Source organism: Pseudomonas sp. NPDC087612 (assembly GCF_044743505.1).
Classification (GTDB): Bacteria; Pseudomonadota; Gammaproteobacteria; order Pseudomonadales; family Pseudomonadaceae; genus Aquipseudomonas.
The window spans coordinates 546,138-561,089 of the sequence record NZ_JBIUWO010000002.1 but is presented as its reverse complement, the minus strand read 5'-3'; the positions used below and the strand labels follow the sequence as shown (position 1 = coordinate 561,089).

Genomic DNA, 14,952 nt, shown 5'->3' with positions numbered 1-14,952 from the left:
GCTGCCTGCCAAGACTAGACCATGGCGAACGCCACCGGTGCCGCCTTTAGACCTCGATACCCTGCCCGGCCAGGAAGCTGACAAAAGCATCTTCATCCAGCACCTTCAGGCCCAGCTCATTGGCCTTGGCCAGCTTCGAGCCGGCGCCGGGGCCGGCGACCACGCAGTGGGTCTTGGCCGAGACCGAGCCCGCAACCTTGGCCCCCAGGCTTTCCAGCTTGTCCTTGGCCACATCGCGGCTCATGCGCTCCAGCGAACCGGTCAGCACCCAGGTCTGGCCGGCCAGAGGCAAGCCCTCGGCGACTTTCTTCTCGCTCGACCAGTGCATGCCGAAGTCGCGCAATTGCGCTTCGATGGCCAGGGCCAGGGCAGCGTTCTCAGGCACCTGGAAGAACGCGCGAACCGCTTCGGCCGGCTTGGCCGCCAGGGCCTGGCGCAGGTCGATGCCATCGGCGGCGATGATCTTCTCCAGGCTGTCGAGCTTGGCCACCAGCTTCTCGGCACCGGTGGGCCCGACCGAGGGAATATCCAGTTTGGCAATCAGCCCGGCCAAGGTGGTACTCGCAGCGAATTCGGCGCCCAGCTCGCCTTCATCCTGCAATTGCAGGCCGCGCTCAAGCAACTGGGCGATCACTGTGCGGTTGTGTTGGTCTTCGAAAAAGCTGTGGATCTCGTGGGCGACTTCCAGGCCGATATCCGGCAGGTAGGTCAGCACTTGCGGCAGCGCCGCCATGACCCGCTGCAACGAACCCAGCGAGCGCGCCAGGACCTTGGCGGTCTCCTCGCCCACGTCCGGGATGCCCAGTGCATAGATGAAACGCGCAAGGCCCGGCTGCTTGCTCGCCTCGATCGCCGCCAGCAAGTTCTTGCTCGACAGTTCGGCAAAGCCCTCGAGGTCGACAATCTGCTCGAACGTCAGCTGGTAGAGGTCGGCTGGCGAACGGATCAGGCCTTCATCCACCAGTTGCTCGACACTCTTCTCGCCCAGGCCTTCGATGTCCATGGCCCGCCGCGATACATAGTGGATGATCGCCTGCTTGAGCTGCGCAGCGCAGGCCAGGCGGCCGACGCAACGGTACACGGCGCCCTCGCTGACGGTCTCCTTGCCCTTGCTGCGCTTGACCAGCTGGGTGCGCTCGACTTGCGAGCCGCACACCGGGCACGCGGTAGGAATGTGCACCGGACGGGCGTCTTCAGGGCGACGCTCGGTGACCACCTGCATGACCTGCGGGATCACATCGCCGGCGCGGCGGATGATCACCGTGTCGCCGATCATCAACCCCAGGCGCGCCACTTCGTCCATGTTGTGCAAGGTGGCATTGGACACCGTCACGCCCGCCACCTTGACCGGCTTGAGCCGCGCTACGGGGGTTACCGCACCGGTACGGCCGACCTGGAACTCGACATCCAGCACTTCGGTCAGTTCTTCCATGGCCGGGAACTTGTGGGCAATCGCCCAGCGTGGTTCTCGGGCACGGAAGCCCAGCTCGCGCTGGGAAGCCAGGCTGTTGACCTTGAACACCACGCCGTCGATCTCGTAAGGCAGCTCGTTGCGCCGGGCGCCGATATCGCGGTAGTACTCCAGACACTCGGCAACGCCAGCGGCATGGCGCAGCTCGCGACTGATCGGCATGCCCCAGGCCTTTAGCTGCTCCAGGGTGCCGATATGGGTGTCGGCAATCGGCGCCGAGACCTGGCCGACGCCGTAGCAGCAGAACTCCAGCGGGCGGCTGGCGGTGATTTTCGAATCCAGCTGGCGCAGGCTGCCGGCGGCAGCGTTGCGCGGGTTGGCGAAGGTCTTGCCGCCGGCGTCGATCTGCGCCTGGTTCAAGCGCTCGAAACCGGCCTTGGACATGAACACCTCGCCGCGCACTTCCAGCACCGTCGGCCAGCCCTCACCCTGCAGCTTGAGCGGAATGTTGCGCACGGTGCGCACGTTAACGCTGATGTCTTCGCCGGTGGTGCCATCGCCACGGGTGGCGCCCTGCACCAGTTGCCCGTCGCGGTACAGCAGGCTGACCGCCAGGCCGTCGAGCTTGGGTTCGCAGCTGTAATCGACGGCGGTGCCATCACCCAGCAGGTCACCGGCCGGCAGGTCCAGGCCCTCGACCACGCGGCGGTCGAATTCGCGCAGGTCGGTTTCTTCAAAGGCGTTGCCCAGGCTGAGCATCGGCACTTCGTGACGCACCTGGCTGAACGCCGAAAGCGCCGAGCCACCGACACGCTGAGTCGGCGAGTCAGCGGTCACCAGCGCCGGGTGTTCGGCTTCCAGGGCCTTGAGTTCATTGAACAGGCGATCGTATTCGGCGTCTGGCACGCTCGGCTCATCGAGCACATAGTAGCGATAGTTGTGCTGGTCGAGCTCGGCGCGCAGTTCAAGGATTCGGGATTCGGCGGTCATGGTGTGTCGTCTCTTGCAAAGCAAAAGAGCAGCCTTGGCTGCTCTTGCGTGTTTCTTATCGCGGGGCAAGCCCGCTCCTACTAGCGCTTCTGGGTCAGCGCGCGGCGCTCGAACTCGACAATGCGCTGGCGGTAGTGCTCGATGGTCTGCGCGGTCATCACGCTGCGCTGGTCATCCTTGAGCTCGCCATTGAGTTCGTGGGCCAGCTTGCGCGCTGCCGCCACCATCACGTCGAAGGCCTGCTTGGGGTGACGCGGGCCTGGCAGGCCGAGGAAGAAGCTCACCGCGCGAGTGCTGAAGTGATCGATGTCGTCGAGGTCGAACACACCGGGCTTGACCGCGTTGGCCATCGAAAATAGCACTTCGCCATTACCGGCCATGCTTTCGTGACGGTGGAAGATATCCATTTCACCAAAGCGCAGGCCGCTTTCAAGAATGTTCTGCAGCAATGCCGGGCCCTTGAAGCCGCCTTCATCGCGGGAAATCACACTGATCACCAGTACTTCTTCAACCGGCGGCAGGTCTTTGTCCGGCGCGGAACCGTAGCCGCTGGTTTTCGGGCTTTCATCCGGGAAGTCGTCGTCGGCATTGCCAAACAGGTCCGGCTCACGCGGTTCGGCGGCCAGGTTCAGGTCGCCCTGCTGAGGCTCGCTGCCGCGCTTGTTGCGCTTGCTCTTGCCGACCTTGGGTTCACGCTCACGCTCACGCCCGGCACTCATCGACGGCAGATCGTGCTCGTCCAGCGCTGGCTCTTTGTGGTTGTCGAGCACGCGCGGCTCACCGATCACTTCAGGGGAGCTGTCATCGTCCGGCAGGTTGGAAAAGCTGCGGTCCAGACGGAATTTCAACTTGCCCTTGCCGCCGCGCATGCGGCGCCAGCCGTCAAAAAGAATACCGGCAATGACAATAATGCCGATGACGATCAGCCACTCGCGCAGACCGATTTCCATGTAATCCCGTGCCTCTGTAAAAAATGCTGAAAAATAAAGGGTTTAAACCCCTTTAAAACGTGGCGCCAACTCTATGTTCTGACAGGCGTTTTACCCACGCAAAAAAATAAGTGACATTAAGCTAGCACGACCAAAGATAACTTTACACCGTCTGTCGCAACTGACAGGGCCATTTACCGCAGGTTCACGCGTTATTGCTTCAAATCAGGCGTCGACCATGGCCATCGCCTCCTCCACATCCACCGCCACCAGCCGTGAACACCCCGGTTCATGCATGGTCACGCCCATCAGTTGATCGGCCATCTCCATGGCAATCTTGTTGTGGGTGATGTAGATGAACTGCACCGTCTGGCTCATCTCTTTCACCAGCCGGGCGTAACGCCCGACGTTGGCATCGTCCAGTGGCGCATCGACTTCATCGAGCATGCAGAACGGTGCCGGGTTCAACTTGAAAATGGCAAATACCAGGGCCAGGGCGGTCAGCGCTTTCTCACCGCCCGAGAGCAGGTGGATGGTGCTGTTCTTCTTGCCCGGTGGCCGCGCCATGATCGTCACCCCTGTATCGAGTAGATCTTCGCCCGTCAGTTCCAGGTAAGCGCTGCCACCACCGAAAACTTTTGGGAAAAGTGCCTGTAATCCGGCATTTATCTGATCAAAGGTATCTTTGAAGCGGTTGCGGGTTTCCTTGTCGATCTTGCGAATGACGTTCTCGAGGGTGTCCAGGGCTTCGACCAGGTCGGCGTCCTGGGCATCCAGGTAGCGCTTGCGTTCGGACTGCTGATGGTACTCGTCGATGGCCGCCAGGTTGATCGCACCCAGGCGCTGGATACGCGCATCGATGCGTTCGAGCTCCTGTTCGGCTTCCTGCTCGCTGGCCTGCTCGCCCAGGGTCGCCAGCACCCCGTCGAGGTCGTAACCGTCGGCGAGCAGTTGCTCCTGCAAGGTCTTGCGCCGCACGCTCAGCCCTTGCCACTCCAGGCGGTGCTGCTCGAGCTGGCCACGCAACAGTTGCGATTGCTGTTCGGCCTGGGTGCGGCGTTTTTCGGCATCACGCAGCTCGCGGTCGGCTTCGTCCATGTGCAGGCGCGCCTGACGCATCTCGTCGTCGACGCTCATGCGCTTTTCCAGCAGCTCTTCAAGCTTGAGGCGCAGCTCTTCGAGCGGTGCCTCGCCCTCCTCCAGGTTCAGGGTCAGCTGTTCGCGTTTTTCGCTCAGGCGCTCGGACTGCAGCTCCAGCCGCTCCAGGGCCTGGCGGGTGGAATCGTGCTGGGCGCGCAGCGACCCCAGGCGCACGGCCAGCTGGTGGCCGTGGTCCTTGTGCTGGCGGGCTTCCTGGCGCACCCGGTCGAGGCGCTCGCGCAGGCTGTCGCGTTGGGCCAGCAACAATTCGCGCTGTTCTGTGTCCTGGGCCATCAGGTCGAGGGCTTCCTGCAGTTGCAGGCGCGACTCACCGAGGTTTTCGTGCTCAATGCTGCGTTGCTCAAGCAGCTCGGCAAGCTCTTCTTCCAGGCGCCGGCGGCGCAGGCTCAACTGCTCGGCGCGGGCCTTGCCGGCCGAGAGCCTGGCGTTGAGCTCGCTTTGCTGGCGCGCTTGGTCCTGGGCGCTGCGACGCAACTGCTCGCGGCGCTCTTCCAGTTCTTGCTGCTGCTCGCGCAGTTCCTGCAATCTGGTTTCCAGTAGCTCCAGCGCCGCTTCATGCTCTTGCAGCTCTTGGCCCAGGCGCTCCAGTTCCTGGCCACGGGCGAGTACGCCACCCTGGGCGTCGCTGGCGCGGCTAACACGCAAAAAGTGCCGGCCAACCCAGTAGCCGTCACGGCTGATCAGGCTTTGCCCGTCTGCCAGCTGAGCGCGCAGGGTCAGGGCCTGATCGAGGCTCTCCACCGGTTTGACCTGGCCGAGCCAGGGCGCCAGGTCGATGCGCCCCTCGACCTTGTCGAGCAGGCTGCCGGGAATACGCACGCCTTCGCCACGGCTGGCGAGCAGGCGCAACTCGCCCTGATCGAAGGCACTGAGGTCCAGGCCATTGAAGTCTTCGACCACTACCGCCTGCAGGTCGGCGCCGAGCACGGTTTCCACCGCCAGTTCCCAACCCGGCTCGACGCGCAGGCCTTCAGCCAGGCGCGGACGCTGCTCCAGGCCCTGCTCACGCAGCCATTGCGCGGTGCCGGTGCCGGGGTCGAGTGCCGCCTGCTGCAAGGCTTCGAGCGAAGCCAGGCGGCCGCCCAGGCGCTGCAATTCGCCCTGGGCTTGCTGCTGGGCCTGCACCGCCTGCTGCAGTTGTTCGCGCAGGGTTTCTAGCTGCTCGACGACCTGCAGCTCTTCTAGCTGTAGTTCTTCGAGCAGCAATTCACTGCTGGCCACCTGCTCGCCCAGTTCGAGGATTGCCGCGTCTTCCGGGTCGGCGCTGAGCTGGTCGCGCTCTTCGCCAAGCTTGCGCTGGCGCTCGGCCAAGCGCTCGAGGCTGGTTTCCAGCTGCTGGATGCGCGCCTGCTGCACTTCGGCCTGGCGCCGCGGTTCGGCCGAGCGGGTGTTGAAGCTGTCCCACTGCTCCTGCCAGCCGTGCATGGTGGTTTCGGCGTCTTCCAGGGTGGCGGCGGCCTCTTCGGCGGCGGCCAGGGTCAGCTCCTGCTCGGGTTCGAGCATCTGCAGCTCTTCGCCCAGGGTGGCGAGCATCGTGCGGTCGTGGCCCAGGTGCGACTCGGTTTCGAGGCGCGCGCGCTCGGCTTCCTTGAAGTCATCCTGCAACTGGCGCAAGCGCTGCTGGCCGTGCTGGATGCTCTGCTCGACCCGGGCGATATCGCCGCCAACCGAATAGAAACGCCCCTGCACCAGGTTGAAACGCTCGGACAGCTCGTGATGGCCATCACGCAGGCGCTCGATGCTGGCATCGGCATTGCGCTGTTCGGCCACCAGCGCTTCAAAGGCCACTTCCTGATCGCCAATCACCGCTTCGCGCTGGCCGACCTGATCGTTCAAGGCCTGCCAGCGCAGGGCTGCCAGTTGCGCCTTGAGCTGGCGTTCCTCGGCCTTGTATTCCTTGTACTTCTCGGCCGCCTGGGCCTGGCGATGCAGACGTTCGAGCTGGCGCTCGAGCTCTTCGCGCAGGTCGGTCAGGCGTTCGAGGTTCTCGTGGGTACGGCGGATGCGGTTCTCGGTCTCGCGCCGGCGCTCCTTGTACTTGGAGATGCCCGCCGCTTCTTCGATGAAATTGCGCAGGTCCTCGGGCTTGGCTTCGATCAGCTTGGAGATCATCCCCTGCTCGATGATCGAATAGCTGCGCGGGCCCAGGCCGGTGCCGAGGAAGATATCGGTAATGTCCCGGCGCCGGCATTTGGCGCCATTGAGGTAGTAGGTGTTCTGCCCGTCGCGGGTCACCTTGCGGCGAATGGAGATTTCCGCATACGCCGCGTACTCACCGACCAGGGTACTGTCGGAGTTGTCGAAGACCAGTTCGATACTGGCCTGGCTCACTGGCTTGCGGCTGGTCGAGCCATTGAAGATGACGTCGGTCATCGACTCGCCACGCAGGTTTTTCGCCGAGCTTTCGCCCATCACCCAGCGCACCGCGTCGATGATGTTGGACTTGCCGCAGCCATTGGGCCCGACCACCGCCGCCATGTTGCTGGGGAAGTTGACCGTGGTCGGGTCGACGAACGACTTGAACCCGGCTAGGCGAATGCACTTTAAGCGCATGCTCAGGCAGTCGCCAGCGCCGCCAGCACCAGCTCGCAGCTGCGCTGGCAGTACTCGGCCAATACCGTGCGGATACGCACCTGGTCTCGGGCCACCACGGCTTCGAGCAGGTTGGCGAACAACACCAGGAAGTCGTTCATGTTGGCCTTGCGCTGGTCCAGCGCCAGGTAATAGGTACGACTCATGGCCGGCTGCAGGTTCTCGACGGTTTCCTGCAGGTACGGATTGTTGGCAAACGGATAGGCGGCGCGCATCACCGCGAAGCTTTCATCGACGAAGGCGCGGATGTCCTGGCGCTCGAACGCGCCGGTCAGGCGCTGCTGGATCTTGAGGAACGGATGCAAATCGCCATCGTTGCGCCAGTTAAGGGCCACGGCGTTGCCGAGCAGGTTGTACAGCTCGCCCATCAGCGTGCACAGGCTGCGCACATTGTGCTCATTGAGCTCGGTCACATGGGCGCCACGGCGCGGCAGGATGGTCACCAGGTGGCGGCGTTCGAGGATCAACAGCGCCTCGCGCACCGAGCCACGGCTGACATTCAATGCCTGAGTGACCTTCTGCTCCTGGATCCGCTCGGCGGGCTTGAGCTCGCCGCGGATGATCCGCTCGGCCAGGTAATGGGCAATTTGCTCGGAGAGGCTGTCCGGCGCCTTGAACGTCATGGTTTTCCTTCAAAATCATTGAACTGTGCACAAGCGCCGAATTGTAGCGCACTTGCCCCTGCGCCGCGCAGTGGCCGTAAGGCAGAAGTTGGCATGATTGGCGCAAAAGATTCGCTTCACACAGGGCCAACTATGCTCATAACAGAGCACCTGTGAAAGGGCGGAAGCGCCACGAGAAATTTCCTGACCCAAAGGTCAGAAAATTGTTGACCTGAAAATCAAGTCTGCTTACAGTCCGCTCAACAACAATAAGTCGCTTGTGAGGCCTTCCCGTGATCCAGTTTCTACTTAACCAGGAGCTGCGCAGTGAGCATGCCCTGGACCCCAACCTGACCGTGCTCGAGTATCTTCGCGAACACCTGGGCAAGTCCGGTACCAAGGAAGGCTGCGCCAGCGGCGATTGTGGCGCCTGCACCGTGGTGGTCGGCGAGCTGGCCGAGGGCGAGGACGGCGGCGAGCACATTCGCTACCGCAGCCTCAACTCGTGCCTGACTTTTGTCTCCTCGCTGCACGGCAAACAGCTGATCAGCGTCGAAGGGCTCAAGCACCAGGGCAAGCTGCACAGCGTGCAACAGGCCATGGCCGATTGCCACGGCTCGCAATGCGGCTTCTGTACTCCGGGCTTTGTCATGTCATTGTTCGCCCTGCAAAAGAACAGCGACGCACCGGATTTGCACAAGGCCCAGGAAGCCCTGGCCGGCAACCTCTGCCGCTGCACCGGCTACCGGCCGATCCTCGCCGCCGCCGAGCAGTCGTGCTGCCAGGCCCAGCCGGATCAGTTCGACAGCGGCCAAGCGCAGACCATCGCTCGCCTCAAAGCCATCGCCCCAAGCGAAACCGGCGAGCTCAACAGCGGCGACAAGCGCTGCCTGGTGCCGCTGACCGTGGCCGACCTGGCCGAGCTGTACGGTTCGCACCCCGAAGCCCGCTTGCTGGCCGGCGGCACCGACCTGGCGCTGGAAGTCACCCAGTTCCACAAAACCCTGCCGGTGATGATCTATGTCGGCAACGTCGCCGAACTCAAGCGCATCGACACTCAAGCCGAACACCTGAAAATCGGCGCGGCCACGCCATTGACCGACTGCTACGACGCCCTGAGCCGCGAATACCCGGATTTTGGCGAACTGCTGCACCGCTTCGCCTCGCTGCAGATCCGCAACCAGGGCACCCTGGGCGGCAACATCGGCAACGCCTCGCCGATCGGCGACTCGCCGCCCCTGCTGATTGCCCTGGATGCGCAGATCGTCCTGCGCAAAGGTGACAACACCCGCACCCTGGCCCTGGAAGACTACTTCATCGACTACCGGATCACCGCGCGTCAGGAAAGCGAGTTCATCGAGAAGATCATCGTGCCACGGGCCCGCGCCGACTGGGCGTTCCGCGCCTACAAGGTGTCCAAGCGCCTGGACGATGACATCTCGGCAGTCTGCGCGGCATTCAACCTGCGTATCGAGAACGGTGTTGTCGGCGCAGCGCGCATCGCCTTCGGCGGCATGGCGGCGATTCCCAAGCGCGCCCGCGCCTGCGAAGCGGCGCTGGTCGGCAAGGCCTGGAACCAGGCCAGCGTCGAGCGCGCCTGCCAGGCCCTGGCCGAAGACTTCACGCCGCTCTCGGATTTCCGGGCGAGCAAGGAATACCGCCTGCTCAGCGCGCAGAACCTGCTGCGCAAGTACTTCATCGAACTGCAAACGCCGCACATCGAAACTCGGGTGACCGCTTATGTCTAACCATCACGTCGCCAAAAGCCAGGCCGAAATGGCAGAACTGTTCAGCCAGGACCTGACCACCGGGGTCGGCCGCAGCCTCAAGCACGACAGTGCCGACAAACATGTGTCGGGCGAAGCGGTGTACATCGATGACCGTCTGGAGTTTCCCAACCAGTTGCATGTGTATGCGCGCCTGTCCGACCGCGCCCACGCCCGGGTGCTGAGCATCGACACCAGCCCCTGCTACGCCTTCGAGGGCGTGCGCATCGCCATCACCCATGAAGATGTGCCGGGCCTCAAGGACATCGGCCCGCTGCTGCCCGGCGACCCGCTGCTGGCAATCGACACCGTCGAGTTCGTCGGCCAGCCTGTGGTTGCCGTCGCCGCCCGTGACCTGGATACCGCGCGCCGCGCGGCGATGGCCGCGATCATCGAGTACGAAGATCTGGAGCCGGTGCTGGACGTGGTCGAGGCGCTGCGCAAGAAGCACTTCGTGCTCGACAGCCACACCCACCAGCGCGGCGATTCGGTCAGCGCCCTGGCCAGCGCCCCGCACCGCCTGCAGGGCAGCCTGCACATCGGCGGCCAGGAGCACTTCTACCTGGAAACCCAGATCTCTTCGGTGATGCCCACCGAAGACGGCGGGATGATCGTCTATTGCTCGACCCAGAACCCCACCGAAGTGCAAAAGCTGGTGGCCGAAGTGCTCGACGTGCCGATGAACAACATCGTCGTCGACATGCGCCGCATGGGCGGCGGTTTCGGCGGCAAGGAAACCCAGGCGGCAAGCCCCGCCTGCCTGTGCGCGGTGATCGCCCACCTCACCGGCCAGCCGACCAAGATGCGCCTGCCGCGGGTCGAGGACATGCTGATGACCGGCAAACGCCACCCGTTCTATATCGAGTACGACGTCGGCTTCGATGACAACGGCCGCCTGCATGGCATCAATTTCGACCTGGCCGGCAACTGCGGTTGCTCGCCGGACCTCTCGGCCTCTATCGTCGACCGTGCGATGTTCCACGCCGACAACGCCTATTACCTCGGCGACGCCACCATCCACGGCCACCGTTGCAAGACCAACACCGCCTCCAACACTGCCTACCGTGGCTTCGGCGGCCCGCAAGGCATGGTCGCCATCGAGGAGGTGATGGACCATATCGCCCGCCACCTGGCCCTCGACCCGCTGGCGGTGCGCAAGGCCAACTACTACGGCAAGACCGAGCGCAACGTCACCCACTACTACCAGACCGTCGAGCACAACATGCTCGAAGAGATCACTGCCGAGCTCGAAGCCAGCAGTGACTACGCCGAGCGCCGCGAATCGATCCGCCGCTTCAACGCCAACAGCCCGATCCTGAAAAAAGGCCTGGCGCTGACCCCGGTAAAATTCGGCATCTCGTTCACCGCCAGCTTCCTCAACCAGGCCGGCGCCCTGGTGCATATTTACACCGATGGCAGCATTCACCTGAACCACGGTGGCACCGAGATGGGCCAGGGCCTGAACACCAAGGTCGCGCAGGTGGTAGCCGAAGTGTTCCAGGTGGATTTCCAGCGTATCCAGATCACCGCGACCAACACCGACAAGGTGCCCAACACCTCGCCAACCGCGGCTTCCAGCGGCGCCGACCTCAACGGTAAGGCGGCGCAGAATGCCGCCGAGATCCTCAAGCAGCGCCTGACCGAATTTGCCGCACGCCAGTACAAGGTCAGTGAAGAGGACGTCGAATTCCGTAACGGCCATGTGCGCGTGCGCGATGAAATCCTCAGTTTCGAAGCGCTGGTACAACAGGCCTATTTCGCCCAGGTGTCGCTGTCGAGCACCGGTTTCTACAAGACCCCGAAGATCTATTACGACCGCAGCCAGGCCCGCGGCCGGCCGTTCTACTACTTCGCCTTCGGCGCAGCCTGCGCCGAGGTGATCGTCGACACCCTGACCGGCGAGTACAAGATGCTGCGCACCGACATCCTGCACGACGTCGGCGCCTCGCTGAACCCGGCCATCGACATCGGCCAGGTCGAGGGTGGTTTCATCCAGGGCATGGGCTGGCTGACCACCGAAGAGCTGGTGTGGAACGCCAAGGGCAAGCTGATGACCAACGGCCCGGCCAGCTACAAGATCCCGGCGGTAGCGGATATGCCGGTGGATTTGCGGGTGAAACTGGTGGAAAACCGCAAGAACCCGGAAGACACGGTGTTCCATTCCAAGGCCGTGGGCGAGCCGCCGTTCATGCTCGGCATTGCCGCCTGGTGCGCGATCAAGGACGCCGTGGCCAGCCTTGGCGATTACCGCGTGCATCCGCTGATCGATGCGCCAGCGACGCCGGAGCGGGTGCTCTGGGGCTGCGAGCAGATGCGCAAGGCGCTGGCGGCGCAGCAGGCTGCTGCCGAGGTTGAGACAGTCGCTCCGTAGGGCGCCAATCGCGGGTCAAGCCCGCTCCCACAGTGGACTACTGTGGGAGCGGGCTTGACCCGCGATGAGGCCAGAACAGGCACCACATAGGTAACTGAACATGCACACCTGGATCAACGCCCTGTCCGACCTGCAGTCCCGCGGCGAGCCCTGCGTACTGGTGACCATCATCGAAGAGCGCGGCTCGACGCCGCGCAACGCCGGCTCGAAGATGGTCGTCAGCGCCGAGCAGTTGTTTGACACCATCGGCGGTGGCCACCTGGAATACAAGGCCATGCATATCGCCCGGCAAATGCTCGCCGAGCGCCGCGAAGCGCCGCATCTGGAGCGCTTCAGCCTCGGCGCCAGCCTCGGCCAGTGCTGCGGCGGTGCCACCGTGCTGCTGTTTGAGCCGATGGGCCAGGTTCAGGCGCAGATTGCCGTCTTCGGCGCAGGCCATGTCGGCCGCGCTCTGGTACCCTTGCTCGCCGCCCTGCCCTGCAAGGTGCGCTGGATCGATTCGCGCGAGCAGGAATTCCCCGAGAGCATTCCCGCCGGGGTCAGCAAGATCGTCAGTGAAGAGCCGGTGGATGAAGTCGATGAGCTGCCCGCTGGCAGCTACTGCATCGTCATGACCCATAACCATCAACTGGATCTGGAACTGACCGCGGCGATCCTCAAGCGCAATGATTTCACCTGGTTCGGCCTGATCGGCTCGAAGACCAAACGCGTCAAGTTCGAGCATCGCCTGCGCGAGCGCGGCTTTGCCGAGGAGCGCCTGCAGCGCATGCGTTGCCCGATGGGCATCGCCGAGGTCAAGGGCAAGCTGCCGATCGAGATTGCCGTGTCGATTGCCGCAGAAATCATTGCCACCTACAACGCAAGCTTTGGCCAGCACAACAACGCTGCCAACGCCGGCCCCATTGCCCAATTGCTGCCGCCATCACGGCGCAGCCAAGCCATATGACGAGAGCCCTATGAGCGCAACCCGCAAAGCCTACCGTGCCGCCATCCTGCACAGCATCGCCGACCCTGCTGAAGTAGGCGTCGAAGCCTCCTATCAGTATTTCGAAGACGGCCTGCTGGTGATCGACAACGGCAAGATCAGCGCTGTCGGTCATGCCCGCGACCTGCTGCCGAGCCTGGCCGCCGACATCGAGGTCGAGCACCATCAGGACGCCTTGATCACCCCGGGCTTTATCGACACCCATATCCATTTCCCGCAGACCGGCATGATCGGTTCCTACGGCGAGCAGCTGCTGGACTGGCTCAACACCTACACCTTCCCCTGCGAAAAGCAGTTCGCCGACAAGACGCATGCCGACAAAGTCGCGAAAATCTTCGTCGAGGAATTGCTGCGCAACGGCACCACCACCGCCCTGGTGTTCGGCAGCGTGCACCCGGAATCGGTCAATGCCTTCTTCGAAGAAGCCGAGCGCCTGGACCTGCGGATGATCGCCGGCAAGGTGATGATGGACCGCAACGCCCCGGACTACCTGACCGACACCGCCGAATCCGGTTATGTAGAAAGCAAGGCGCTGATCGAGCGCTGGCATGGCAAGGGCCGCCTGCACTACGCAGTGACCCCGCGTTTTGCGCCGACCAGCACTCCGGAGCAACTGGCCCTGGCCGGCCAGCTGCTGGGCGAATACCCCGACCTGTACATGCACACCCACCTGAGCGAGAACCTCAAGGAGATCGACTGGGTCAAGGCGCTGTTCCCGGAGCGCAAGGGCTACCTCGACGTCTACGATCACTACAAGCTGCTCGGCCAGCGCTCGGTGTTCGCCCACGGCGTACACCTGTGCGACGACGAATGTCAGCGCCTGGCCGAAACCGGCTCGGCCGTGGCCTTCTGCCCGACTTCCAACCTGTTCCTCGGCAGCGGCCTGTTCAACCTGCCGCAGGCCGAGAAGTTCAAGGTCAAGGTCGGCCTGGGCACCGACGTCGGCGCCGGCACCAGCTTCTCGCTGCTCAATACCCTGAACGAAGCCTACAAGGTCATGCAGTTGCAGGGCGCGCGCCTGAGCCCGTTCAAGTCACTGTACCTGGCAACCCTGGGCGGCGCCCGGGCGCTGAGCCTGGATGACCGTATCGGCAGCCTGCAGCCGGGCAACGATGCTGACTTTGTGGTCCTCGACTACAAGGCCACGGCGTTGATGGACTACCGCATCCAGCAGTCCAACAGCATCGACGAGACGCTGTTCGTGCTCATGACCCTGGGCGATGACCGCACCGTCAAGCAGACCTTCGCTGCCGGGCGCTGCGTGCATCAGCGCTAAGGCTCGCGGAACAGCCCCTTGTACAGCGCGCCGCCGATCACCGCCCCGATCAGCGGCGCGACCCAGAACAACCACAGCTGCTGCAACGCCCAGCCACCGACGAAAATCGCCGGCCCGGTGCTGCGCGCCGGGTTTACCGAGGTATTGGTGACCGGTATCGAGATCAGGTGGATCAAGGTCAGCGCAAGGCCGATGGCAATCGGCGCAAAGCCTGCCGGGGCACGGCTGTCGGTGGCGCCCATGATGATCAGGATGAACATCGCGGTCATCACCACTTCACTGGCAAAGCCTGCCGCCAATGAGTAGCCGCCGGGGGAATGCTCGGCATAGCCGTTGGACGCCAGCCCCGCCGACAACTCGAAACCGGCCTTGCCGCTGGCAATGAAGTAGATCACCGCCGCACCGAGAATTGCCCCGATCACCTGGGCGATGACGTAGGGCAGCAGGTCTTTGAGTGGAAACCGCCCCCCCACCACCAGCCCGACCGACACTGCGGGGTTGAGGTGGCATCCGGAAATATGGCCAATGGCGAAAGCCATGGTCAGCACGGTCAGGCCGAAGGCCATGGCCACTCCGACCAGGCCGATACCAATGGGGAACGAGGCGGCGATCACCGCACTGCCGCAGCCACCCACCACCAGCCAGAATGTCCCGATCAGTTCAGCACCCATGCGTTTGCTCAGGGGCATCGACATACACCAGTCCTCAAGTAGTTGAAGTTCTACGCAAAGCGCGCAAGCCCAACTGCTTGATGAAGGTTTGCGGTGGATCAGGTGAGAATCTAGCAGAGGCTGGATAACCTGCCAGTGGCCTGAAACGCATCGCGGGGCAAGCCCGCTCCCACAGGAGCTCTGTGGGAGCGGCGGTGC

At 63.5% G+C, this 14,952-nt stretch carries 9 protein-coding genes; 4 read left to right on the top strand and 5 right to left on the bottom strand.

Annotated elements, in window-relative coordinates:
• Positions 1 to 46: 46 nt before the first annotated feature.
• The 4 genes from ligA to ACIOVF_RS06245 form a co-directional block, all read right to left on the bottom strand.
• Positions 47 to 2,401 (bottom strand): NAD-dependent DNA ligase LigA, encoded by a 2,355-nt coding sequence (gene ligA, locus ACIOVF_RS06260; RefSeq protein WP_045200445.1) that lies wholly within the window; start codon positions 2,399 to 2,401, stop codon positions 47 to 49.
• Positions 2,402 to 2,481: 80 nt separating this feature from the next.
• Entirely contained in the window at positions 2,482 to 3,351 is an 870-nt protein-coding gene (gene zipA / locus ACIOVF_RS06255) for a cell division protein ZipA (RefSeq protein ID WP_045200443.1), read from the bottom strand.
• A gap of 204 nt (positions 3,352 to 3,555) precedes the next feature.
• Complete coding sequence (gene smc / locus ACIOVF_RS06250; RefSeq protein ID WP_401288220.1) at positions 3,556 to 7,044, bottom strand: chromosome segregation protein SMC; 3,489 nt, start codon at positions 7,042 to 7,044, stop codon at positions 3,556 to 3,558.
• A gap of 2 nt (positions 7,045 to 7,046) precedes the next feature.
• Positions 7,047 to 7,706, bottom strand: a complete 660-nt coding sequence (locus tag ACIOVF_RS06245; protein ID WP_045200438.1) for a GntR family transcriptional regulator — start codon at positions 7,704 to 7,706, stop codon at positions 7,047 to 7,049.
• Between the two features lie 272 nt (positions 7,707 to 7,978).
• Here ACIOVF_RS06245 and xdhA point away from each other — a divergent pair, with 272 nt between their 5' ends.
• The 4 genes from xdhA (at position 7,979) to guaD (ending at position 14,083) form a co-directional block, all read left to right on the top strand.
• Positions 7,979 to 9,433, top strand: coding sequence for a xanthine dehydrogenase small subunit (gene xdhA, locus ACIOVF_RS06240; protein ID WP_401288217.1), 1,455 nt, complete (start codon positions 7,979 to 7,981; stop codon positions 9,431 to 9,433).
• Entirely contained in the window at positions 9,426 to 11,822 is a 2,397-nt protein-coding gene (gene xdhB, locus ACIOVF_RS06235) for a xanthine dehydrogenase molybdopterin binding subunit (RefSeq protein WP_213602027.1), read from the top strand. Before xdhA ends, xdhB begins: the two co-directional genes overlap by 8 nt.
• A gap of 100 nt (positions 11,823 to 11,922) precedes the next feature.
• Entirely contained in the window at positions 11,923 to 12,768 is an 846-nt protein-coding gene (xdhC, locus tag ACIOVF_RS06230; protein ID WP_045200432.1) for a xanthine dehydrogenase accessory protein XdhC, read from the top strand.
• A 10-nt stretch (positions 12,769 to 12,778) separates the two neighbouring features.
• On the top strand, positions 12,779 to 14,083 hold the full coding sequence (gene guaD / locus ACIOVF_RS06225) for a guanine deaminase (RefSeq protein ID WP_401288214.1): 1,305 nt from the start codon (positions 12,779 to 12,781) through the stop codon (positions 14,081 to 14,083).
• Here guaD and aqpZ read toward each other — a convergent pair.
• Positions 14,080 to 14,772 carry an aquaporin Z gene (gene aqpZ, locus ACIOVF_RS06220; RefSeq protein WP_401288245.1) on the bottom strand — a complete coding sequence of 231 codons (693 nt, stop codon included), beginning with the start codon at positions 14,770 to 14,772 and terminating at the stop codon, positions 14,080 to 14,082. The genes guaD and aqpZ overlap by 4 nt on opposite strands.
• Positions 14,773 to 14,952 lie beyond the last annotated feature (180 nt).

Bases quoted from the DNA above. Each gene is read 5' to 3' on its own strand.
- xdhC (WP_045200432.1), top strand. From the start codon at position 11,923: ATGCACACCTGGATCAACGCCCTGTCCGACCTGCAGTCCCGCGGCGAG.
- xdhB (WP_213602027.1), top strand. From the start codon at position 9,426: ATGTCTAACCATCACGTCGCCAAAAGCCAGGCCGAAATGGCAGAACTG.
- aqpZ (WP_401288245.1), bottom strand. From the start codon at position 14,772: ATGCCCCTGAGCAAACGCATGGGTGCTGAACTGATCGGGACATTCTGG.
- ACIOVF_RS06245 (WP_045200438.1), bottom strand. From the start codon at position 7,706: ATGACGTTCAAGGCGCCGGACAGCCTCTCCGAGCAAATTGCCCATTAC.
- zipA (WP_045200443.1), bottom strand. From the start codon at position 3,351: ATGGAAATCGGTCTGCGCGAGTGGCTGATCGTCATCGGCATTATTGTC.
- guaD (WP_401288214.1), top strand. From the start codon at position 12,779: ATGAGCGCAACCCGCAAAGCCTACCGTGCCGCCATCCTGCACAGCATC.
- smc (WP_401288220.1), bottom strand. From the start codon at position 7,044: ATGCGCTTAAAGTGCATTCGCCTAGCCGGGTTCAAGTCGTTCGTCGAC.
- ligA (WP_045200445.1), bottom strand. From the start codon at position 2,401: ATGACCGCCGAATCCCGAATCCTTGAACTGCGCGCCGAGCTCGACCAG.